Annotated in this window: 22 protein-coding genes; 4 read left to right on the top strand and 18 right to left on the bottom strand. The window is 71.5% G+C overall.

The genetic code is table 11. The features are described 5' to 3' along the window. The first annotated feature begins 26 nt into the window (after nt 1-26). On the top strand, nt 27-377 hold the full coding sequence (locus KV102_RS18525) for a helix-turn-helix transcriptional regulator (protein WP_220344634.1): 351 nt from the start codon (nt 27-29) through the stop codon (nt 375-377). Then, nucleotides 374-1021 (top strand): SRPBCC family protein, encoded by a 648-nt coding sequence (locus tag KV102_RS18520; protein ID WP_220347156.1) that lies wholly within the window; start codon nt 374-376, stop codon nt 1019-1021. Before KV102_RS18525 ends, KV102_RS18520 begins: the two co-directional genes overlap by 4 nt. A gap of 22 nt (nt 1022-1043) precedes the next feature. On the opposite strand, the gene nusB is transcribed toward KV102_RS18520, so the two are convergent. The 7 genes from nusB to KV102_RS18485 all read right to left on the bottom strand — a co-directional run bounded on the left by nusB (nt 1044) and on the right by KV102_RS18485 (nt 6752). Then, nucleotides 1044-1457 carry a transcription antitermination factor NusB gene (gene nusB / locus KV102_RS18515; RefSeq protein WP_220344630.1) on the bottom strand — a complete coding sequence of 138 codons (414 nt, stop codon included), beginning with the start codon at nt 1455-1457 and terminating at the stop codon, nt 1044-1046. Beyond that, nucleotides 1457-2023, bottom strand: a complete 567-nt coding sequence (gene efp, locus KV102_RS18510; RefSeq protein WP_220344753.1) for an elongation factor P — start codon at nt 2021-2023, stop codon at nt 1457-1459. Before efp ends, nusB begins: the two co-directional genes overlap by 1 nt. Then, nucleotides 2020-3096 carry a Xaa-Pro peptidase family protein gene (locus tag KV102_RS18505; protein WP_220347155.1) on the bottom strand — a complete coding sequence of 359 codons (1077 nt, stop codon included), beginning with the start codon at nt 3094-3096 and terminating at the stop codon, nt 2020-2022. The genes efp and KV102_RS18505 overlap by 4 nt, the downstream gene beginning before the upstream one ends. 26 nt (nt 3097-3122) lie before the next feature. Next, on the bottom strand, nt 3123-4217 hold the full coding sequence (gene aroB, locus KV102_RS18500) for a 3-dehydroquinate synthase (RefSeq protein ID WP_220347154.1): 1095 nt from the start codon (nt 4215-4217) through the stop codon (nt 3123-3125). Between the two features lie 65 nt (nt 4218-4282). Further along, complete coding sequence (locus KV102_RS18495) at nt 4283-4810, bottom strand: shikimate kinase (protein WP_220347153.1); 528 nt, start codon at nt 4808-4810, stop codon at nt 4283-4285. Continuing rightward, a complete protein-coding gene (gene aroC, locus KV102_RS18490; RefSeq protein ID WP_220344623.1) occupies nt 4807-5985 on the bottom strand; it encodes a chorismate synthase in 1179 nt (392 codons plus the stop codon). Before aroC ends, KV102_RS18495 begins: the two co-directional genes overlap by 4 nt. Before the next feature lie 53 nt (nt 5986-6038). Further along, on the bottom strand, nt 6039-6752 hold the full coding sequence (locus KV102_RS18485; protein ID WP_220344622.1) for an A24 family peptidase: 714 nt from the start codon (nt 6750-6752) through the stop codon (nt 6039-6041). Nucleotides 6753-6820: 68 nt separating this feature from the next. Between KV102_RS18485 and KV102_RS18480 the strand changes: the two genes are divergently transcribed. Together KV102_RS18480 and KV102_RS18475 are read left to right on the top strand one after the other, a co-directional pair. Continuing rightward, nucleotides 6821-7435: a nucleotidyltransferase family protein gene (locus KV102_RS18480; protein ID WP_220347152.1), complete on the top strand. Its 615-nt coding sequence runs from the start codon at nt 6821-6823 to the stop codon at nt 7433-7435. Between the two features lie 36 nt (nt 7436-7471). After that, entirely contained in the window at nt 7472-8875 is a 1404-nt protein-coding gene (locus KV102_RS18475; protein ID WP_220347151.1) for an HNH endonuclease, read from the top strand. A gap of 69 nt (nt 8876-8944) precedes the next feature. Here KV102_RS18475 and KV102_RS18470 read toward each other — a convergent pair whose 3' ends face one another. From KV102_RS18470 to KV102_RS18420, 11 genes are all read right to left on the bottom strand, one after another. Then, nucleotides 8945-9772, bottom strand: coding sequence for a shikimate dehydrogenase (locus KV102_RS18470; protein ID WP_220347150.1), 828 nt, complete (start codon nt 9770-9772; stop codon nt 8945-8947). Then, nucleotides 9772-10908 carry an endolytic transglycosylase MltG gene (mltG, locus tag KV102_RS18465; protein WP_220344618.1) on the bottom strand — a complete coding sequence of 379 codons (1137 nt, stop codon included), beginning with the start codon at nt 10906-10908 and terminating at the stop codon, nt 9772-9774. The genes KV102_RS18470 and mltG overlap by 1 nt, the downstream gene beginning before the upstream one ends. Beyond that, complete coding sequence (ruvX, locus tag KV102_RS18460) at nt 10905-11363, bottom strand: Holliday junction resolvase RuvX (protein WP_220344617.1); 459 nt, start codon at nt 11361-11363, stop codon at nt 10905-10907. The genes mltG and ruvX overlap by 4 nt, the downstream gene beginning before the upstream one ends. A 1-nt stretch (nt 11364) precedes the next feature. Further along, nucleotides 11365-14031, bottom strand: a complete 2667-nt coding sequence (alaS, locus tag KV102_RS18455) for an alanine--tRNA ligase (protein ID WP_220347149.1) — start codon at nt 14029-14031, stop codon at nt 11365-11367. Nucleotides 14032-14046: 15 nt separating this feature from the next. Beyond that, on the bottom strand, nt 14047-14352 hold the full coding sequence (locus tag KV102_RS18450) for a DUF6167 family protein (RefSeq protein WP_220347148.1): 306 nt from the start codon (nt 14350-14352) through the stop codon (nt 14047-14049). Next, nucleotides 14349-14933 carry a hypothetical protein gene (locus KV102_RS18445; RefSeq protein ID WP_220347147.1) on the bottom strand — a complete coding sequence of 195 codons (585 nt, stop codon included), beginning with the start codon at nt 14931-14933 and terminating at the stop codon, nt 14349-14351. The genes KV102_RS18450 and KV102_RS18445 overlap by 4 nt, the downstream gene beginning before the upstream one ends. A gap of 49 nt (nt 14934-14982) precedes the next feature. Further along, nucleotides 14983-16362 (bottom strand): replication-associated recombination protein A, encoded by a 1380-nt coding sequence (locus tag KV102_RS18440; protein ID WP_220344613.1) that lies wholly within the window; start codon nt 16360-16362, stop codon nt 14983-14985. Nucleotides 16363-16408: 46 nt separating this feature from the next. Continuing rightward, complete coding sequence (locus KV102_RS18435) at nt 16409-18229, bottom strand: ABC transporter substrate-binding protein (RefSeq protein ID WP_220347146.1); 1821 nt, start codon at nt 18227-18229, stop codon at nt 16409-16411. Between the two features lie 98 nt (nt 18230-18327). Next, nucleotides 18328-20094 (bottom strand): aspartate--tRNA ligase, encoded by a 1767-nt coding sequence (gene aspS, locus KV102_RS18430; protein ID WP_220347145.1) that lies wholly within the window; start codon nt 20092-20094, stop codon nt 18328-18330. Further along, nucleotides 20091-21464 (bottom strand): histidine--tRNA ligase, encoded by a 1374-nt coding sequence (gene hisS, locus KV102_RS18425; protein ID WP_220347144.1) that lies wholly within the window; start codon nt 21462-21464, stop codon nt 20091-20093. The genes aspS and hisS overlap by 4 nt, the downstream gene beginning before the upstream one ends. A 2-nt stretch (nt 21465-21466) precedes the next feature. Continuing rightward, entirely contained in the window at nt 21467-22189 is a 723-nt protein-coding gene (locus KV102_RS18420; protein ID WP_220344606.1) for an MBL fold metallo-hydrolase, read from the bottom strand. Between the last annotated feature and the right edge of the window lie 48 nt (nt 22190-22237).

Here is a 22237-nt window from a genome sequence, read left to right as displayed (position 1 = left end):
TTAGTGACCGCGAAAGTATGCGGCATATGGGGGCTTTCGACATCCTCGGCGAACCGGTCCGACGGCGCATCTTGGAGATCCTCGCCGACGGGGAGAAGGCAGCCGGCGAAGTCGCCGTGATCGTGGGCGAGGAATTCTCGATCAGCCAGCCCGCCGTCTCGCAGCACCTTCGTGTGCTGCGAGAGAGCGGGTTCGCCACCGTACGCACCGAGGGCACCCGCCGCCTCTACGCCCTCGATCCCACGCCTCTCACCGAGGTCGAGGAGTGGACCGCCGGACTCCGGCGGTTCTGGGACCAGCGGCTCGACGCCCTGGGCACCGAGCTGGCCCGAGGCGCCCGCAAACGCCGTACCACCGACGCGAGGAGAACACCATGAAGGACCTCATCGACGAGATCGACGCCGCACACCGTGCCGTACGCGATGGGAAGCTTCCCGCCGGGGACGCCCACGTCGTCGCCCTGTCACGGACCTACCCCGCGCCCGTCGAGGAGGTGTGGGACGCCCTGACCGACGCCGAGCGGATCCCCCGCTGGTTCCTGCCGATCAGCGGGGACCTCCGACTCGGCGGGACCTATCAGCTCGAAGGCAACGCAGGCGGCGAGATCCGCGTCTGCGAGCCGCCCGAGCGCCTGCTGGTCACCTGGGTCATGGGCGAGCCGGCCGGACCCGAGGACGCGTCGATCGTCGAGGTCCGGCTCGAGCCGGCCGGAGACGGCAGCACCCACCTCCGTCTCGAGCACACCGCCGTCGTCCCGCCTGAGATGTGGGACCAGTTCGGGCCGGGAGCCGTGGGGGTCGGCTGGGACCTCACCCTTCTCGGGATGTGGGCGCACCTCACCGGGCTCGCGCTCGGATCACCGGAGCAGCTCGACAAGGATCCGACGATCAGAACCTGCATGACCAAGAGCAGCCAGGCCTGGGGCGCGGCACTCGCCGAGACGGGCGCGTCGCCTGACGACGTGGCGGCCAAGGTCACGGCGACGACCGCGTTCTACGTGCCTCCGCTCGACGGCGCGTGACGCGACGCAGCAGGTGGTGCGGTCAGACCGACAGCGTCGGCTTGACCTCCACGATCCGGCTCAGCAGACCCTGCACGAAGCTCGGAGAGTCGTCGGTCGACAGCTCGGCGGCGAGGTTGGTCGCCTCCGACACCGCCACGGCATCGGGGACCTCGTCGCGATAGAGCACCTCGTACACCCCGATGCGCAGCAGGTTGCGGTCGACGGCCGGCATCCGGTCGAGCGTCCACCCCTGCGCGTACTCCTCGAGGAGGGCGTCGATCCGGTCGCGGTGCTCGCGCACACCCTCGACCAGCTCGATCGTGTACGGGTTGACCGGCGGGTCGCCCGCGGCGACGCGACCGTCGAGGGTCGCGCCGACGCCGCGGCTCTGCAGCTCGCTCTCGAACAGGACGTCGAGAGCGCGCTTGCGGGCCTTCGTGCGAGAACCCGCCATCAGGAGCTGACGCGGCCCTGGTAGGAACCGTCGCGGGTGTCCACCTTGACCTTCTCGCCGGTCGTGATGAAGAGCGGCACCTGGATCTCGCGACCGGTCTCCAGCTTGGCCGGCTTGGTGCCGCCGGACGAGCGGTCGCCCTGCAGGCCAGGCTCGGTGTACTCGATGGTGAGCTCGACGGACGCCGGCAGCTCGATGTAGAGCGGGTTGCCGTCGTTCATCGCGACCACGGCCTCCTGGTTGTCCAGGAGGAAGCCCGAGGCGTCACCGACGGTGGCCTCGGGCAGCTCGTACTGGTCGAACGTCGAGGTGTCCATGAAGACGTACGAGGTGCCGTCGTGGTACAGGAACTGCATCGTGCGCTTGTCGACGTTGGCCACGTCGACCTTGACGTCGGCGTTGAAGGTGCGGTCCACGATCTTGCCCGAGAGCACGCTCTTGAGCTTGGTGCGGACCACGGCGCCGCCCTTGCCGGGCTTGTGGTGCTGGAACCACACGACGGACCAGAGCTGCCCGTCGAGGTTCAGCACCATGCCGTTCTTCAAGTCGTTCGTCGTTGCCATCAGGCGAGCTCCAGGAGGTCTTTGGTCGCGACCGTGAGCAGCTCTGCTGGTCCGTCGGTCACGACGAGGGTGTCTTCGATCCGCACGCCGCCGCGACCAGGCACATAGATGCCGGGCTCCACGGTCAGGGCAGTGCGACGTTCAAGTCTAGCGGGGGCCGGTCGGCTCAGGAACGGGTCCTCGTGGATCTGCAGTCCCACACCATGACCCAGTCCTGTCGTGAACGCCTCCAGCCACCCCGCGTCCTCGAGGCTGCGGCGGACGACCGCGTCCACGTCGTGCGTCTGGGCACCGGCGGTGACGGCGTCGACACCCGCCTGCTGGGCCGTACGGACCACCTCGTACACCTCGGTCTGCCAGGCGTCGGCCCGGCCGACGACGACCGTACGGGTGCAGTCAGCGTGGTAGCCGTCGACGCGGGCGCCGAAGTCGATCTTGAGGAGCTCGTCGCGACCCACGGGCCGGTCGGTCGGGTCGTGGTGCGGGATCGCGGCGTTCGCCCCGGCGGCGACGATGGTCTCGAACCCGATCGCCTCCGCACCCATGGCGTACATCGTCCACTCCAGGTCACGGGCGATCTCCCGCTCGGTACGCCCGAGCAGCGGTCCCGCGAGCAGCTCGTCGAGTGCCTGGACCGAGATGTCGCAGGCCCTCCGCAGCGCGTCCAGCTCGTCCTCGTCCTTCACGACGCGCAGCACCTCGACCGCCCGGTCGAGCGAGACCAGCTCGACGCCGGCGAGGACCTCGCGGGCGTGGACGTGGTCGTCGACGGTGAGCACGTGGGTCTCGATGCCCACGCGCGCCGCGCCACGGGCGCCGCCGGCGAGCACACCGAGAAGGTCTCGACCGATCGTCACCGCGACGTCCGGGGCCTCCTCCGCGGCCTGGTCGCGATAACGACCGTCGGTGGCGAGCTCGGCCGACCCGTCCTCCGCGACGCGTACGGCACCGTTGGACCCCGTGAATCCGGTCAGGTAGCGGACGTTCACCAGGTCGGTGACCAGCGCGGCGGCGAGACCGCGCCCGCGCAGCTGCGCGGCAAGGCGTTCGCGGCGGGCGACGTGCGGGGCGGGCATGGCGCCAGCCTACGGGTCGGGGACTCCTAGCCCGAGATCTCCGCGTACGCCGCCGTGAGCAGGCCCTCGTCGGGACCGGGGAAGATCACCGGCTGGGCGAGACCGTCCAGCACCACGAACCGCAGCTGTGACCCGCGCGACTTCTTGTCGAGCCGCATCCCGGCCGCGAGCTCGTCCCACACGCCGGGTCGGTAGCCGGTCGGCAGTCCCAGCGAGCCCAGCACGGACCGGTGCCGACGGGCGAGGTCGGCGTCGATGCGTCCGTCGAGCCGGGCCAGCTCGGCGGCGTACACCATGCCGATCGAGACCGCGGCACCGTGACGGAACGCGTACGACTCGTACCGCTCGATCGCGTGCCCCAGCGTGTGCCCGTAGTTGAGGGCCTCGCGGCCGATCGTCCCGTCTGCCCCCGTCTCGGTCAGGTCGGTCGCGACGACCGACGCCTTGACCCGGATGCCTCGCTCGACGACGTCACGCAACACCTCGCTGCGGACGTCGAGGACAGCGGCGGGATCGGCCTCGATGCGGTCGAGGATCTCCGGGTCGGCGATGAACCCGCACTTGACGACCTCGGCAAGGCCGGAGCGCACCTCGTTGACCGGGAGCGTGCTCAGCAGCGAGAGGTCGCACAGCACCCCGACCGGCTCGTGGAAGGCGCCGACGAGGTTCTTGCCCTCGGCGGTGTCGATGGCGGTCTTGCCGCCCACCGCCGCATCGACCATGCCCAGCACGGTCGTCGGGATCAGCACGTGGCGTACGCCCCGCAGCCACGTCGCGGCGACGAACCCGGCGAGGTCGGTGGCCGCCCCGCCGCCGACCCCGATCACCACGTCGGACCGGGTGAATCCCCCCTTGCCGAGCACCGACCAGCAGAACGCCGCCACGTCGGACGTCTTCGCGGCCTCGCCGTCCGGGATCTCGATGGCGTGCGCCTCGCGTCCCCCGGCGGCGAGCGTCGCGCGGATCGCCTCACCCAAGGCGCGCAGAGAGGCCGGATAGAGCACGGCGGCGCGGACGGCGTCCTCGGGGATCAGCCCTGGGAGCTCGCCGCTCAGTCCGGTCCCGAGTAGGACCTCGTACGGGGCGTCGGTGTCGACATTGATCCGGGTGGTCTCTGCCACGACGAAACTCCTCGATGAGCGGCCGGTGGTGCGCGAGCGGCGGACGGACGGGGTCTGGTGCTCGGTCACCCGAGCAGAGTCAGGATCTCCTCGGCGATGTCGGACGGCGTACGGCCGTCGGTGGCGACCACGTGCGTCGCCACCGCCTCGTACGTCGGGCGCCGGGCGTCGAGCAGAGCCTTCATCTGCGAGCGTACGTTGCCGAGCAGAAGCGGCCTCGTGCCCGTGAGGCCGACGCGCGCCGCAGCCTCGGCGAGCCCGACGTCGAGGAAGACCACCGTGTGGCCCGAGAGCGCCGCCCGCGTCTCCTCGCGCATGACCGCACCTCCGCCGAGGGCGACGACCCCGCCGTGCTCAGCGAGCGCCGCGGCGACCGCCTCGACCTCGAGCCGCCGGAAGTGCTCTTCGCCGTGCGTGACGAACAGGTCGCCGATGCTGACGCCCGCGGCCTCCTCGATGTCACGGTCGGTGTCGCGCACGTCGACCCCGAGCGCGTCGGCGAGCAGCGCCGCCACGGTCGACTTGCCGGCGCCGGGCGGACCGACCAGGACGACGAGCGGCCGCTGCGGGGTCCCGGGCGTCGACGCGCTCACGCGGGCGTCATCGCGTCGAGGTAGGACGCGACGTTGCGGGCGGTCTCGGTGACGGAGTCGCCACCGAACTTCTCGAGCAGGACGTCGGCCAGCGTGAGCGCGACCATGGCCTCGGCGACGATGCCCGCAGCGGGCACCGCGGCCACGTCGGAACGCTGGTGGTGGGCCTGCGCGGGCTCGCCGGTCGCCACGTCGATCGTCCGGAGGGCGCGGGGCACGGTCGCGATCGGCTTCATGGCGGCGCGCACCCGGAGCACCTCGCCCGTCGACATGCCGCCCTCCGTCCCACCCGAGCGACCCGACGCACGGCGGATGCCGTCCTCGGTGCCGACGATCTCGTCGTGGGCCAGCGACCCACGGGTACGGGCGAGCTCGAAGCCGTCACCCACCTCCACACCCTTGATCGCCTGGATGCCCATCAGTGCGGAGGCCAGACGTGCGTCGAGGCGGCGGTCCCAGTGGACGTGGCTGCCGAGACCCGGCGGGAGGCCGTGCACGACCACCTCGACGATGCCGCCGAGGGTGTCGCCGTCCTTGCGTGCGGCGTCGACCTCCGCGACCATCGCGGCCGAGGTGGCCGGGTCGAGCGTGCGCACCGGGTCGGCGTCGAGTCGCTCGACGTCGTCGATCGTCGGGAGGAGGCCCGCGGGCGCCTTGACCGAGCCGAACTCGACGACGTGGCTGAGCACCGTCGCCCCGCACACCTGGCGCAGGAACGCGGTCGCGACTGCTCCCAGGGCGACGCGCGCGGCTGTCTCGCGAGCGCTCGCCCGTTCGAGGATCGGACGGGCCTCGTCGAAGCCGTACTTCTGCATGCCGACGAGATCGGCGTGACCGGGTCGCGGGCGGGTCAGCGGGGCGTTGCGGGCGACGCCTGCGAGCTCCTCGGGGTCGACCGGGTCGGCCGACATCACCTGCTCCCACTTCGGCCACTCGCTGTTGCCGATCCGCAGGGCGATCGGGCTGCCGAGCGTGAGCCCGTGGCGGATGCCGCCGACAATCTCGAGCTCGTCGGCCTCGAAGTTCATCCGCGCACCGCGGCCGTAGCCGAGCCGACGTCGCGCGAGCGCGTCCGAGATCGTGGCGCTCGTCACCGAGACGCCCGCAGGCATCCCCTCGACGACGGCAACCAGTGCAGGACCGTGCGACTCCCCGGCCGTCAACCAACGCAGCATGGGGCAAGTCTGTCATGCATGCGCGCCGCGCCCGCCGCGGTCTCGCGCCGGGCTCAGCCCCATGTCCCGAGGAGTGCGCCTCCCCACATCGCGCCGGACCACGCGCCGAGCACCATGAACGGACCGAAGGGGAAGGCCAAGCGGTCGACCAGACCCGCGACGGCGAGCGCGACTCCCCCGACGGCGCCGAGCACGAACCCCGCATAGGCACCGACGATCAGCTCGGCCCACCCAAGCGTCGCCAGCGCGATCGCGATCAGGCCCGACAGCCGGACGTCGCCGTAGCCGATGCCGCGCGGGGCGACGAACCAGAGCAGGGCGTACACGCCGGACACCGCGGCCCAACCCACCGCCACGCGGACGAGCACGTCGGCGCTCCCCTCGGCGAGCGCGACGACCCCTGCGAGGAGCAGCGCGACAGGGTAGGCGGGGAGGACGAGGCGTTTGGGCAGGAGGTGCGTGTGCCAGTCGATGGACGAGAGCACGACCCCGAGGACGATGAAGCCGATCCAGAGCGGTAGCGCGGGATCGAGACCCAGACGCCAGCCGAGCGCCGAGGCGAGCACCGCGCAGACGGCGGCGAGCGCCGCGGGAAGGTGCGGCCGCGCCGCCAGCTCGGCGTACGGGATCTTGCGCCGGGCGGAGGGCACGGTGACGGCCGCGTCGGTTGCCGGCTCCGGCAGGCGGGCGATCGACCACGGCGCGACCAGGCCACCGACCGCCGCGGCGACGGCGGCGATCATGGCGGCGACCAGAGGCTCGGGCACGGGGGAACGATAGCCCGGTTGAGGACATGCTCAGCCGCGTTGTCCCCAGGCGCTGCGACGATGCCCCAGTGACCCCGGACCTCCGATCCCAGCTTCCGCTCGACGAGCAGGTCGCCGCACTCCGCGACGCTCTCGCGCAGAACCCCACCCTCGTCACCGTGCTCGAACGCACCGCGGCGCTCGACCTCCCCGGCTGGTACGTCACGGCGGGCGCTGTCTTCCAGACGGTGTGGAACGTCGTGTGCGATCGCCCGGCCGACGCGGGGATCCGCGACTACGACGTCTTCTACCACGACGCGAGCGACCTCTCCTGGGAGGCGGAGGATGTCGTCGTGCGTCGGGCGGCGGAGGTCTTCGACGACCTCGGCGTGGAGGTGGAGGTCCGCAACGAGGCGAGGGTGCACCTCTGGTACGAGGCTCGGTTCGGCGTCGCCTGTCCCCCGTTCCGGTCCTCGGAGGACGCCATCGACCACTTCGCCGCCACCACGTGCTGCGTCGGCCTCCGCCTCGGAGCCGACGGCGGCTGGCAGGTCTACGCGCCGCACGGTCTGGGCGACGTCTTCGGGATGGTCGTGCGACCCAACCCGGTGCTCGCGCCGCGGCACGTCTACGACGAGAAGACCGCCCGCTGGGCACGCGAGTGGCCGCGGCTGCGCGTCCTCCCCTGGCCCGAGCACGCGTGACCGGGGTTGTCAGTGACACCCGATAGCGTCGTACACATGTTCGATCACGCCCTTCCCGAGACGGCCGCCGCCGACCTCGCGGCCACGCTCGTCGCGGGGGTCCACGCGGTGGTGGAGGCGGTGCGCTCGCGAGCCACGCAGCACGGCGCCGACGCGATCGAGCTGGGCGCTGCCGAGGTCGACCTCGTCACGGCGTGCGAGGAGGTGGTGCGGATCGCCCAGGGCACCCAGCTCGAGGCCGTCCAGATGCTCGACGAGCGCCGGCGGCGGGTGATGGACGACCGGGTCGACGAGACGGTTCTCACGCGGTCGTTGTTCGCCGAGATCGCACTGGCTCGCCGCGTCTCGACTCCGTCCGGCGAGACCACGTACGCGCTGGCCCGAGCGCTCGCAGTCCACCCTCGGACCCACGACCTGCTCCGCGACGGCACGATCTCGCAGGGTGTCGCGGCAGCGGTCTGCCGTGAGACGACGTTCGCGTCGCTCGACGACCGGCGCCTCATCGACGCCCAGCTGGCGCCGGTGCTCCCCGAGCTCTCACCGCGACGCGCCGCCCAGGAGGCGCGCCGTCTCGTCCTCGCCTCCGACCCGCACGCCGCCTACGAGCGCGTGGTCCGTGCTCGCGCCGAGCGTGCCGTGTCGCTGCGACCGGAGCTCGATGCCATGGCCACGATGACGGTGTACGCGCCCGCGGAGCAGCTCGTGAGCGCCTTCGAGCGCCTCGACCGTGACGCGTCTGCCCGCCGCGCGGACGGCGATCCTCGCACCATCCGACAGATCACAGCCGACCTCGCGGTCGAGGCGCTGACCGGGGTCGGCGTGAAGCAGGACGGTTGGGCGCACCTCGGCGTCGAGGTCGGGGTGGTCATGACGGCCGACACGCTGTTCACGTCCGCTGACGCCCCGGCGACGCTCACCGGCTACGGTCCGGTCCCGGCCGAGCTGGCGCGCCGCCTCGCGTCGTCCGAGCATGCCTGGGTCCGTCGGTTCTTCACCGCTCCGGACGGCGAGACGCTCACCGGCTCCGACCCGCGGGCGCGCCGGTTCACCGCGGCGGTTCGGCGACTCGTGCAGGTGGTCGACGGTCAGTGCCGCAGACCGTGGTGCGACTGTCGGATCCGCGACATCGACCATGTGGTGCCCTACGCGCGCGGCGGGTCCACGTCCGCCAGCAACGCCCAAGGTGCGTGCCAGTCCGACAACCTCGTCAAGGAGCTCCCCGGCTGGGCGGTCACAGGCAGAGCGTCGCCTGACAGGACCCTGCCCTCGGAGGTGCGGTGGCGGACACCGACCGGCCATCTCCACACGTCGCGGCGGCGCGGCGCCGCGCGTGTCCCACCGCCGGCCTCCCGAGGGGGCGAAGGCGAGCCTGAGTCAGCGATGGAGTCAGCGACAAGGTCGGCGATGGAGTCACGGTTCGCCGCCCTGCTGAGCGCGTGACCGCGACTCTCCGCGTGACCGCAACGAACCACGCGCCCGCGTGACCGCGACGACCCGCGGTGCGGGTCGCTAGCGGCACGCCGACAACGCCGCGAGCGCGGCGTCGCGGAGCAGCACGGCCGACACCTCGTGACCGGTCATGAGCCGGACCTGTTCGGCGCCCTGGTGCGCGAGCAGGTCGAGTCCCGAGACGATGGGGACCGCCTCGGCGTGAGCGGCTCGGGCGAGCGGGGTCGGCCACGGGTCGTAGACGACGTCGAGGACGGCGTCGCACCGCATCGCGAGCATCTGCGCGAACGGCGCGACCGCGTCGGCCGGGACGGTCGAGACCACGACCTCGGCCGAGCGAGCGAGGTCCGCCCCCATGCCGACGACCTCCACCGCGATCGCGTCCTCGCCGCCGGCCGCGCTCGTGATCCGCTCCGCGAGAAGCGCCCCGCGGTCCAGCGAACGGACGGCGAGGGTGACGCGGCGCAGGCCGAGACGCCGCAACGAGGCCACCATCGACTCCGCTGTCGCTCCGGCGCCGATGACGAGCGCGTCCTCCACCTCGTGGACGCCTCGCTCCCGGAGCGCTGCCGCACCCCCCGACACGTCGGTGTTGAACCCGTGCCTGCCTTCGACGTCGATGATGACGGTGTTGACGCCGCCGACCTCGCGGCCCGTCTCGTGAACGGTGTCGAGGTACGGGATGACCGCTCGCTTCAGCGGCATCGTCAGCGACAGCCCACGCCACGCCTCGTCGAGCCCCGAGAGGAACGGGCCGATGCCGTCCTCATCGACCTCCAACGCGTCATAGCTCCAGTCGGACAGTCCCAGCTCGGCGTACGCAGCCCGGTGCATGACCGGTGACAGCGAGTGCGAGATGGGGCTCCCGAGCACGGCACAGCGGGGCATCAGCACTTCTCGGACGTCGTGCAGAACTCCCGCAGCTCGGCGATGTTGCGGTTGTGCTCCTCGAGCGACGGCGCGAACTTCGTCTCGCCGGTGTCGAGGTCGACCGCGACGAAATAGAGCCAGTCGCCGTCAGCCGGGTTCAGGGTGGCCTCCAGCGCCGCCTCACCCGGGTTGCCGATCGGTCCCGGCGGCAGACCGACGACCTTGTACGTGTTGTACGGGGAGTCGGAGTCGCGGTCGGTGCTGTCGGTCCACACCGAGCCGTCCTTGCCGGAGACGAAGTGGACCGTGGAATCCATCTGCAGCGCCATGCCGACGTCCAGGCGGTTGTAGATCACCCGCGCGACCTTCGGCGCATCCTTCGCACGACCCGACTCCGCCTCGACGATGCTCGCGATGGTGAGTGCCTCGTGCGGCGTGATCCCCAGCGCCGCGGCGCGACCCTCGAGGTCGAGGTCGCTCTCCATCTCGACCGCCTTCTTGACCATCTGCTGGAGCAGCGAGAGCGGCGTCGCGTCGGGCGCGACGGTGTAGGTGGCCGGGAAGAGGTAACCCTGAGGATCACCGTCGGCCGCCGCAGGGAGACCGAGCTTCGGATCCTCCAGGGCGGCCATGACGTCCTTCTTGGAGAACTCTGTCCGCTTGACGATCTGGGCGACGACCTGGTCGACCCGAGCGCCCTCCGGCACCGAGATGGACGCGTCGACGCGACTGTCCGGACTGATCAGCGTCGTGACCGCCGAGCGTGCCGCCATCTCCTTCTTGAGCTGGTAGAAGCCGGGCTGCACCTGGTTCATCTCCGGCGCACCCGAGGCTGCCTCGAGGAACGCATCGACACTCGCGACGACGCCCTTCGCCTTCAGCTCCCGCCCGATGGCCGCCACGGTGTCGCCCTTGCGGACCTCGATGACGACGCTCCCGGTGCCGTCACCGGAGTAGTCCTCGGGTCCACCGAGGAAGTCGCCGGCAGCACCCACGAGCTTGGAGACGCCGAGATAGCCGCCGACGCAGACGGCGGCGACGATGAGCAGGAGGAAGAAGCAGCCGGGTCCGCGGCGTTGCTTCTTCTGCGCGCGGGCGGCCCGGTGGCCGGCGGGGCGGCGCTCACGGTCGGGCAGGATACCGAGGTCGCTCACGAGCCCACCTCGATCAGCTCACCGGGAAGGTTGCCGCTCGTCCGCTCGATGTCGAGCGCGGACTGGAGGATCACGACCGCAGCGGCCTGATCCACGACAGAGCGTTGCTGCTTCGCCTTCCGGCCGGCCTGGCGCAGGCCCTGCTGTGCAGTCACCGTCGACATCCTCTCGTCCACGAGCCTGACCGGGGTTGGAGCCGACGCTGCCGCCAGCTCCTCGGCGTAGGCCCTCACCTTGCGTGCTGCGGGCCCCATGTCTCCCGAGAGCGACCGTGGCAAGCCAACCACAATTTCGATGGCTTGACGATCATCCGCGATGGCCAGGATGTCGCGGACCGACTCAGGACCGGCCGCCACCGTCTCGACGGGGGTCGCCAGGATCCCGGAAGGATCACAGGTGCTCACACCGATCCGTACGTCGCCGACGTCGACCCCGATTCGGGTCCCGCGGCGCACGTCAGACCGCGTCCTGGATCGCGCGGCGAACCGCCTCGAGCGCAGCCGGTGCCGCACCGACCTCGGTGCCGCCACCTTGCGCCACGTCGGCCTTGCCGCCGCCACGTCCGCCGAGCGCGTCCATCGCCGGCTTGATGAGGGTGCCGGCAGCGAGACCCGCAGCGCGCCCGGCGTCGTTGACCGCGACGACGCAGGCCGCCTTGCCGTCCGCCGTGCCGATCACCGTGACCACCGACGGCCGCGCGGGGTCGAGACGCCCACGAACGTCGAGCGCGAGTGTCCGTGCGTCCTTGGCGGCGAGCCCGTCGGCGACGTGGCCGACGTACGCGACGCCATCGACGTCCGCCGCGCCCGCGGCGAGGTCGGAGACCGACGACAGAAGCTGCGCCGAGCGGAGCTTCTCGACCTCCTTCTCGACCGCGCGGAGCCGCCCGACGAGGTCGGCGACCCGTCCCGGCACGTCCGCGCGCTGCACCTTGAGCAGGTCGCTGACCTGGGCGACGAGATCGCGCTCACGGGCCAGGTACGAGAAGCCCTCGAGCCCGACGACAGCCTCGACGCGTCGGTTGCCCGCGCCGACCGACGAGTCCGACGTGAGCACGATCGTCCCGATCTGCGACGACCGTGAGACGTGGGTGCCACCGCACAGCTCGCGCGACCACGGCCCGCCGATCTCGACGACCCGCACGTCCTCGCCGTAGGTCTCGCCGAACAGCGCCAGCGCGCCGATCTCCTTCGCCCGCGCGAGCGACATGGTCGCGGCGCTCACGGGCAGGTCCTCGCGGAGCGCGACGTTGGCGGCCTGCTCGACGTCGTGCAGCTGCTCCGGCGACAGCGCGCTGGACCAGCCGAAGTCGAGCCGGAGGTAGCCCGGCCGGTTGTACGAGCCGCTCTGGAGCGCGGTGGGGCCGAGCACCTCGCGCAGAGCGGCGTGGACCACATGGGTGCCCGAGTGTGCCTGGCACGCACCGACACGCCACTGCGGGTCCACGTCGGCCTGCAACGACGTGCCCTCGGTCAGCTCTCCCTCGAGGACCCGCACCTGGTGGACGACCAGACCGCGCACCGGGCGCTGAACGTCGAGGACCTCCGCTCGACCGCCGTCCCACACGAGCACGCCCGCATCCGCGCTCTGCCCGCCGGACTCGGCATAGAAGGGGGTCCGGTCGAGCACGACCTCGGCGACCTGGGACTCCCCCACGGCCTGCGTGCGTCCGGCCTCCTGGATCAGCGAGCGCACCGACGACTCGGTGCTCAGCGTCTCGTACGCCAGCCACTCCGTCGGACCGGACGCACTGAGGGCGTCACGGTAGATCGTGGTGTCGGCGTGCTGGCCCTTCTTGGACTTCGCGTCCGCCTTCGCACGTGCTCGCTGCTCGGACATCAGGGCCCGGAAGCCGGCCTCGTCGACCGCCAGCCCTTGCTCGGCGGCCATCTCGAGCGTGAGATCGATCGGGAAGCCGTACGTGTCGTGCAGCTGGAACGCCTTGTCGCCGCCGAGGGTGGAGGCACCCTCCTGCTTGACGGTGTCCGCCGCGAGGTCGAAGATCTGCGTGCCCTTGGCCAGGGTCTGGCGGAACGCGTCCTCCTCCGCGTACGCGATCTGCGAGATGCGCGCGAAGTCGGAGGCGATCTCCGGGTACGCCCGAGACATCTGGTCGCGGCTGACCGGCAGCAGCTCGGGCAGCGCCGGGTCGTCGTAGCCGAGGAGCCGCATCGAGCGCACCGCGCGACGGAGCAGACGGCGCAGCACGTAGCCGCGCCCTTCGTTGCCCGGCGTGACGCCGTCGCCGATGAGCATGAGCCCGCTGCGGACGTGGTCGGCGATCACGCGGAAGCGGACGTCGTCACCAGCGTCAGCGCCGTAGCGACGACCGGAGAGGGCCGAGGCCCGCTCGATCACCGGGAAGACCTGATCGATCTCGTACATGTTCTGCTTGCCCTGCAGCAGGTACGCCACCCGCTCGAGACCCATGCCGGTGTCGATGTTCTTGCGGGGCAACGGCCCGACCACGTCGAAGTCGGCCTTGCTCCGGACCTGGCTGAGCTCCTCCTGCATGAACACGAGGTTCCAGATCTCGAGGAAGCGGTCCTCGTCGACGACCGGGCCACCGTCCGGACCGTACTCGGGCCCACGGTCGATGTAGATCTCCGAGCACGGACCGCCCGGTCCGGGGACGCCCATGTGCCAGTAGTTGTCCTCCAGCCCGCGGTCCTGGATGCGCTCGTCCGGCAGCCCGGCGACCCGCCGCCACGCGTCGCGCGCCTCGGTGTCGCTCGGCAGGACCGTCACCCAGATCTTGTCAGGGTCGAACCCCAGCCCGCCCTCGGCGACCGACCCGGTGACCAGGGTCCAGGCCAGCTCGATGGCGCCTTCCTTGAAGTAGTCGCCGAACGAGAAGTTGCCGTTCATCTGGAAGAACGTGCCGTGCCGGGTGGTCTTGCCCACCTCCTCGATGTCCTGAGTGCGGACGCACTTCTGGACGCTCGTGGCGCGGGCGAACGGCGGGGTCTCCTGACCGAGGAAGTACGGCTTGAACGGCACCATGCCCGCGTTGACGAACAGCAGGTTGGGGTCGTCCAGGATCAGGGACGCCGACGGCACCACCGTGTGCCCGGACTTCTCGAAGTGTTCGAGGAACCGGCGGCGGATCTCGGCTGTTTCCATGGAGGGTGGCTGTCCTTACTCGTCGTACGGGGAGAGCGGAAGTGGAGCGTGCGGGGCCGCAGGCGGGGCGGCACCGAGGCTACGCCGGTCGTCAGCGGCCGGGGACAGGGCCGGAAGCCCGAGCTGGGCGGCGATCTCGGCCTCGCGGTGGGCCATGCCGGTGCGGAGCTCGTCGGCGAACGCCTGGGCGCCGAGCTGCCAGGCGGCGATCTGGTCGGTGACGCCTGCGGGGGTGAGCCGGTAGGCCAGGCGTCGAGCCTTGACGCTCCCGTACACGCCCGCGGTCGTGCCCGCGACGAACCACAGCACGCGGCCCTTCATCGTGTGCCCTCCTGCTCGGTCGTCGGGGGTGAGCCACCGATCCACGACGTCGTGCTCGTGTCGTCGTGGGAGACCGGGACCGACCGTGCCGCCATCCGTGCGGCACGCCGCCTGAGCTTGCGGCGACGGCGGAACTCGCGACGGACGATCCCTCGGATCCGGTCCCTGCTCTCGGGCCGCAACGCGTACATCAGTCCGTGGCTGAGCACGGCGCCGCGGACCAACGGACGTCCCATGGTAGCCGCCACCACCTGCTCTCCCGAAGGAAGGACGATGACAGTCCCGTCCTGGGTGACCACGGCGTGCTCGTGCGGGAGGACCTGACGCGCACGTCCGTCGGTGCGTTCGAGCGGAACCGGGGCGTAGACGACCTCCCCCGTCCCGTGCTGCGTCGTCGTCGCGTGCGGCGTCTCTGCCGGCAGACGCCGATCGACGTCGTGCGGCAGGTCACCGGCGCGCTCCTGGAGGCCCCGTACCTCTCGTCGTAGCCGCCGCAGCGCGCGAAAGGCCATCAGCGCGGCAGCGAGAGCGAGGATCGCGACGCCGCACGCGAGCACGGTGACCCAGGACTCGTTCGGCATGAGCCGACCCTACCGATCGACGCCGAGCCCTTACCGATCGACGGCGCTCTCAGCCGCCACCGCGGGCACGGGGGTCGCGCAGGATCTCTCGCAGCCGGGCCACGCGCTCGGCGTACGCCGCCTCCTGCCCGCGCCCGGTCGGGCGGTAGTAGTCCTGCCCGTCGATCTCGTCCGGGGCGTACTGCTGGGCCGACACGCCGCGCGGGTCGTCGTGCGCGTACTTGTAGTCGTGGCCGTGCCCCAGCTTCTTGGCGCCGGCGTAGTGGGCGTCGCGCAGCGCCGGGGGGACCGCACCAGCCTTGCCCGCGCGTACGTCGGCGGTCGCGGCCGCGATCGCCTTGTAGGCGGCGTTGGACTTGGGGGCGAGCGCGAGCGTGATCACGACCTGCGACAACGTCAGGGCGGCCTCGGGGAAGCCGATCATCGCGACGGCCTGCGCTCCCGCGACCGCGGTCTGGAGGGCGACCGGGTCGGCGAGGCCGATGTCCTCGCTCGCGAGGATCATCAGCCGGCGAGCGAGGAACTTCGGGTCCTCCCCCGCCTCGACCATCCGCGCCAGGTAGTGCAGCGACGCGTCGACGTCGGACCCACGGATCGACTTGATGAGCGCGCTCGTCACGTCGTAGTGCTGGTCGCCCTGGCGGTCGTAGCGCACGGCCGCCCGGTCGACCGCGCTCGCGGCGTCCTCGACGGTGATGTGCTCCCGCTCCTGAGACGCCGCGGCACCGGCCGCCGCCTCGAGATAGGTGAGGGCACGGCGCGCGTCGCCGCCTGCCAGCCGGACGATGTGGTCACGCGCCTCGTCGTCGAGGCTGACCGTGCCGCCGAGCCCTCGCTCGTCGAGCACCGCCCGCTCGACGAGGGTCGCGACGTCGTCGTCGGTGAGCGGCTCGAGCGTCAGGAGCAGCGACCGCGACAGCAGCGGCGAGATCACGGAGAAGTGCGGGTTCTCCGTGGTCGCGGCGATCAGCGACACCCAGCGGTTCTCGACCCCGGGCAGCAGGGCGTCCTGCTGCGCCTTGGAGAAGCGGTGGACCTCGTCGACGAACAGGACCGTCTCCCGACCGCCCTGGGAGAGCTGTCGCCGCGCCGACGCGAGCGTCTCACGGACCTCCTTGACCCCGGCGGAGACCGCTGACACCTCGACGAAGCGCCGGTTGGTCTGATGACTCACCAGCGAGGCGAGCGTCGTCTTGCCGGTGCCCGGAGGTCCCCACAGGATCAGCGACATCGACTGGTCGCCGTGGATCATGCGCCGAAGCGGCGACCCAGGGCCGAGCAGCGACTCCTGGCCGACCAGCTCGTCGAGGGTGCGCGGGCGCATCCGCACCGCGAGCGGCGCGGCGCGGTGCTGCGCATCGCTCAGGCTGCCGCCACCCGACGCAGGCGGAGCGACGTCGGGGACGTCGAACAGGGCGTCGGAGTCCATCGCACCAGCGTACGCGGCGCCTCAGGTGCCCTGGTCGACGTACGACTCAGTTGCCCTGGTCCACGTACAGGTCCGCGAAGATCGGCATGCCGAGCATCTCGTTGACCGACATGCCCCCGACCCTGCTCCCCCGCGCGAGAGCCACTCCGCGGTGGCCGAGCACCACCGCCGGGTAGTAGCGCGTGCCGATCCGCTCGTCGAGCGCACCCCACGCCCTGGCCGCGGCCGCGGCGGTGAGGGTGCCGAGGATCCGGTCGATCTCGCGCTGGACGCCTGGCTCAGTCAGCATCGACGGATTGGGCCGACCAGGGCCATCAACCGGGGCGGTCTCCCACTGCGCAGGGAACCACGACGAACCCGTCGGCCAGTCGGAGCACCGAGCCGCATCGACCACGTCGTGCGGGCCGTCGGGGTCGAGCTGAACGGTGCGGAGACGATCGGCGGTGGTCGCGATCGGTCGTGGATCGAAGCCTGCACGGCGCAGCGACGTGACCACGACGTCCTTGACGGCGACCTTCTCCGGGACGTCACTGGCGTAGTACCACCGGACCCGCGACCCGAGGGCATCGGCACGCGTCAGGAGACGCCGTGCCTCGGCGACGTCCGTACGACGCCCGCCGTTGCCCAGCGGGTCGTACGAGCGGTGTCCTGTGGTCCCCGGCGGGAGGATCGTCGTGCCCGGGAGCCGGGTCGCCCCGACGGTCTCTCGGCCGGCCCGCCACGCCGCCTCGTACGGGTAGGCCCAGCCGAGTGCACGTCGCACGCGCAGGTCGGGGATCCGGCGGGTGTCGACGTGCCACAGGTAGGTGCAGGGCGACGCCGCCACAGCGACCCGCGAGGGGGCGCGTTCGCGCATCGCGACCAGGCCCTCGGGGCCGAGGGAGTCGTAGCTCAACGCGCGCTGGGCGTCACCGTCGTTCTCGAGCAGCAGCTCGTCGATGCGGTCGGGGGCCTGTCCCCAGAGGAACGTCCAGCCGTCGGCGTACTGGTGGCGTCCCGGATCGGTCGCCGGGTCCCACTGCGCGTTGCGGACGAGGACGAGGGTGGTGCCGCGACGCAGGCTCGCCACCCGGTAGGGGCCGGTGGAGACCAGCCGGTCGCCGTACGCCGCCGGGCGGGCGTCGGCGGCGCGGGGCACCGGCGAGAACTGTGGCAGGGCGACGACGTAGGGCATCTCGGCGACCGGCCGCCGGAGGCGGAAGGTGATCGTCCGTCCGCGCACCTCGACGCCGCGGAAGGCTGCGCCGGCGTACCACCCACGGGCGTACCCGGGACGGCGACGCAGCTCGGCCGCGGACGCGTACGGCCCTTGATAGCGGTCCCCGTCACGGAAGAACGCACGGAGGTACGACGGGGCGCCGGGCAGCACGTCGGCGGCGAAGGCACGCTGGAGGCCGTAGGCGATGTCCTGCGCGGTCACGGCGGTGCCGTTCTCGAAGCGGACGCCCGACCGCAGCGTGAACGTCCAGGCGGTGCGGTCGTCATTGGCCACGCCGAGGTCGGTCGCGAGATCGGGGACGAGCTCCATCCGGCCCGTGACGGGGTTGCGGCGGAGCTGCGTCAGCGAGCGGGTCAGCAGCCCCGACAGGATGCCCCGGGTGTCGACGAACGACGATCGCGCTGGATCGAGCGACTCGGGCACCGTGGAGCTGAGGACCGTCAGCAGTCCGCCGCGCGTCGCCCCCGGGACCTCGGCGGCGGGCGCGGCGGCGTCCGGGGCCGTGGCGCTGCCCGCACGGCCCGCTGCCACCTGGTCCGGCGTCTCCGTGGTCGCCGCGGGACCCGCCGGCCGGTCAGGCGAGGTGCAGGCGCCGAGCAGCACGCCGACGCAGAGCACCGCGAGAACCTGCCTCAGCCCGCGTCTCACGAGCACTCCTCCGTCCCGGGCCCCGTGGGCGGGACACGCTCCCACGACCCTAGGGGAGCCCACCGACACGCGGCGACCACACCGCGGTCACGGTTTCGTCAACCGTCGCTACCCGGCGGTGGCGCGTCGATGCCGGCCTCCTTGCGCTGCTGAGCCGTGATCGGCGCGGGCGCGCCGGTCAGCGGATCGCCGCCGGAGGCCGTCTTCGGGAAGGCGATCACGTCGCGGATGGTCTCCGCGCCGGTCAGCAGCGCGACCACGCGGTCGATCCCGAGGGCGATGCCGCCGTGCGGCGGCGGGCCGTACTGGAAGGCCTCGAGGAGGAAGCCGAACTGGCCCTGCGCCTGCTCCTCGGTCAGTCCGAGCACGTCGAAGACACGCTTCTGCATCTCCGAGCGGTGGATACGGATCGACCCGCCACCGAGCTCGCTGCCGTTGAGCGTGATGTCGTACGCCTGGCTCAGCGCCGAGTCCGGATCGGTGTCGAAGGTGTCGGCGAACTCCGGCGCCGGGGCGGTGAACGGGTGGTGGATCGACGTCCACGCGTCGTGGCCGTCCTCCCCCACGTACTCGAACATCGGGGCCTGGTTGACCCAGAGGAACTCCCACCGCTCGTGGTCGATGAGGCCGCAACGCTCACCGATCTCCACGCGCACCGCCGCCAGCAGCGCCTTGGCGGCGTTGTACTGGTCGGCGGCGAAGAAGATGCAGTCACCCGGCTTGGCTCCGGCGTGCGCGACCAGACCCTCGCGCTCGGACTCCGAGAGGTTCTTGGCGACCGGACCGCCGAGGGTCCCGTCCTCCTGGACGAGCACGTACGCAAGCCCCTTCGCGCCGCGCGCCTTCGCGAACTCCTGCCAGGCGTCGAGCGTGCGTCGGGGCTGGTCGGCGCCGCCGGGCATCACGACCGCGCCGACGTGCCAGTGACGGCCCTTCGGAGCGAAGACGCGGAACGGTGTGTCCTTGAAGTAGTCGGTGAAGTCGACCAGCTCGCACCCGAACCGCATGTCGGGGCGGTCGATGCCGAACCGTGCCACCGCCTCGCGGAAGGACATCCGCGGGATCGGCAGCGGGATCTCGTAGCCGAGGATCTCGCGCCAGATGCGCACGAGGATCTCCTCGGTGAGCGCGTAGACGTCCTCCTCCTCGAGGAAGCTCATCTCGACGTCGAGCTGGGTGAACTCGGGCTGCCGGTCGGCGCGGCTGTCCTCGTCGCGGAAGCACCGTGCGATCTGGTAGTACCGCTCCATGCCGGCGACCATCAGCAGCTGCTTGAACAGCTGCGGCGACTGCGGCAGGGCGTACCAGGTGCCCGGACGCGTCCGGGCCGGCACCAGGAAGTCGCGAGCGCCCTCCGGCGTCGACGCCGTGAGGTTGGGCGTCTCGAACTCGAGGAAGCCCTGCTCGGCCATCACCTCGCGGATGATCCGGGTGACGGCGGCGCGGGTGCGCAGGTTCTTGGCCATCTCGGCACGGCGCAGGTCGAGGTAGCGGTACTTGAGGCGCACCTCCTCGCCGACGGGGCTGGCGTGGAACTCCTCGACCGGGAACGGCAGCGGCGCCGACTCGCTGAGGATCTCCACGGAGTCCGCGATGACCTCGATCTGACCTGTCGGGAGGTTCGGGTTGTCGTTGCCCTCGGGCCGGCGCTCAACGGTGCCCACGACCTTGAGGCAGAACTCGCTGCGCAGGGGCCGGGCCACCTCCTCGTCCCTGATCACGACCTGCGCCACACCCGAGGCGTCGCGCAGATCGATGAACGCCACGCCTCCGTGGTCACGGCGGCGGGCCACCCAGCCGGCCAGCGTGACGCGGGTCCCTGCGTCGGTGGCGCGGAGGCTGCCTGCCTCGTGGGTGCGGATCACGATGTTGCTCCTCGGGTGTCGTTCGTGGGGGTCGGGGCGTTCGGGGTGACGACGGCGGGCCGCAGGTCGTCGGCGGGTGGGGTCCAGACGTCCGGATCGGCGTCGGCCTGGTCTCCGCTGCGGATGTCCTTGACCTGGTCGGCACCGTCGCCGGTCGCCGGGAACCAGACGTACGGGATGCCCCGACGCTCGGCGTACCGGATCTGCTTGCCGAACTTCTGCGGAGCGGCGGCGACCTCCGTCGGGACACCGCGTGCCCGCAGGCGCTGCGCGATCGCGTTGCTCAGCGGACGTGACTCCTCGTCGACGAGCGCGACGAGGACAGCGGAGGGGACGGCACGCGACGTCGTCAGGTGCCCTCGGGAGATCAGCGGGACGAGCAGGCGGGTCACGCCCAGCGAGATGCCGACGCCCGGATAGACGTTGCGGCCGTCGTCGGCCAGCTTCTCGTAGCGTCCGCCGGAACAGATCGACCCGAGGCTCTCGAAGCCTTCGAGCACCGTCTCGAACACCGAGCCCGTGTAGTAGTCGAGGCCGCGCGCGATGCGGAGGTCGGCAGTCACCGTGACACCGTCGAGCTCGACGGCTGCGAGTGCCTCGACCAGCTGGGCGAGCTCCTGCAGGCCCTCGTCGAGCAGCGGGTCGTCGATCCCGAGCGCGCGGACCTGGTCCACGAACGACGCGTCGGAGGTCCGGATGCCGGCGAGCGCCAGGCACTTGCCGGCCTGCTCCTCGTCGAGGTCCTCCTTGGCGAGGAGGTCACGCACGCCGTCCGCCGGGAGCTTGTCGATCTTGTCCATGACCCGCATGACGGCAGCAGGGTCGGCCGCGCCGAGCCCGCGGTAGAAGCCCTCGAGGAGCTTGCGGTTGTTGACCTGGATCCGCAGCGGCGGGACCGGCAGACCAGACAGCGCCTCGGCCATCACGGTCGCGATCTCGACGTCGAAGTGGAACGGGAGCTCGTCCTTGGCCACCACGTCGATGTCGGCCTGGGTGAACTCCCGGAACCGCCCTTCCTGGGGCCGCTCGCCTCGCCAGACCTTCTGGATCTGGTAGCGCCGGAACGGGAACTCCAACTTTCCGGCGTGCTCGAGGACGTACCGCGCGAACGGCACGGTGAGGTCGAAGTGCAGGCCGATCCCGGCGTCGCCCTCCCCCTCGGCCGCCTGGAGGCGCCGCAGGACGTAGACCTCCTTGTCGATCTCACCCTTGCGGAGCAGCTGGTCCATCGGCTCGACGGCGCGAGTCTCCACGGGCGCGAAGCCGTGGAGCTCGAACGTACGACGCAGGTGGTCGAGGACGTGCTGCTCGGCGAAGCGGTCGGCAGGCAGCAGCTCGGGGAACCCCGACAGGGGTGTGGGGCGTGCCATCGTCAGGCGTCCTCTCGTCCGGACGCAGACGGCGAGCCGACGTACTGCTGCACGAACGGGTTGGTCGCGCGCTCGCGGCCCACCGAGCTCTGGGTGCCGTGCCCGGGCAGGACCGCCACGTCGTCGGGCAGCTCCATGAAGCGCCGCAGGCTGGCCACCATCTCGTCCATGTCGCCGCCGACGAGGTCCGTGCGTCCGATCGAGCCGGCGAAGAGGAAGTCGCCGGTGAACGCGACCTGGGAGACGGGCTCGTCGCCGGTGTGGTCGACCCGGTAGACGACCGTGCCCGGAGTGTGACCGGGGAGGTGGTCGACGGTGAAGCTCAGGCCTGCGGCCTCGATCACCGCGCCGTCGGTCGCGTCACGCACGTCGGCGGGCTCACGGAACTCCGGAGCGTCGTCCAGGCCGAACTGCGTACGGAGCATCGCCGCGGACTCCCCCGAGATCGCGGCCATCGGGTCGGCCAGGAGGTGCCGGTCGGCCGGGTGGACGTAGACCGGCACGCCGTATTCCTCCGCGACATCGGCGACCTGCCACATGTGGTCGAAGTGGCCGTGCGTGACGAGGACGGCGACGGGCGTGAGGTTCTGCTCGGAGACGACCGTACGGATGCCCGTGAGGGACTCCATCCCGGGGTCGACGATCACGCACTCCGTACCGGGTCCGCGACCCACGAAGTAGCAGTTGGCCGCCAGCGGGCCGGCGGGAAAAGCGGCGATCAGCACACGGAACAGCGTACGCGAGCGCCCGTGGCGGCGGCGACTCGCTTCGTC

Source organism: Mumia sp. zg.B53, from assembly GCF_019550935.1.
In the GTDB taxonomy this organism is placed as follows: Bacteria; Actinomycetota; Actinomycetes; order Propionibacteriales; family Nocardioidaceae; genus Mumia.
This window is presented reverse-complemented; position numbering and strand designations above follow the sequence as displayed.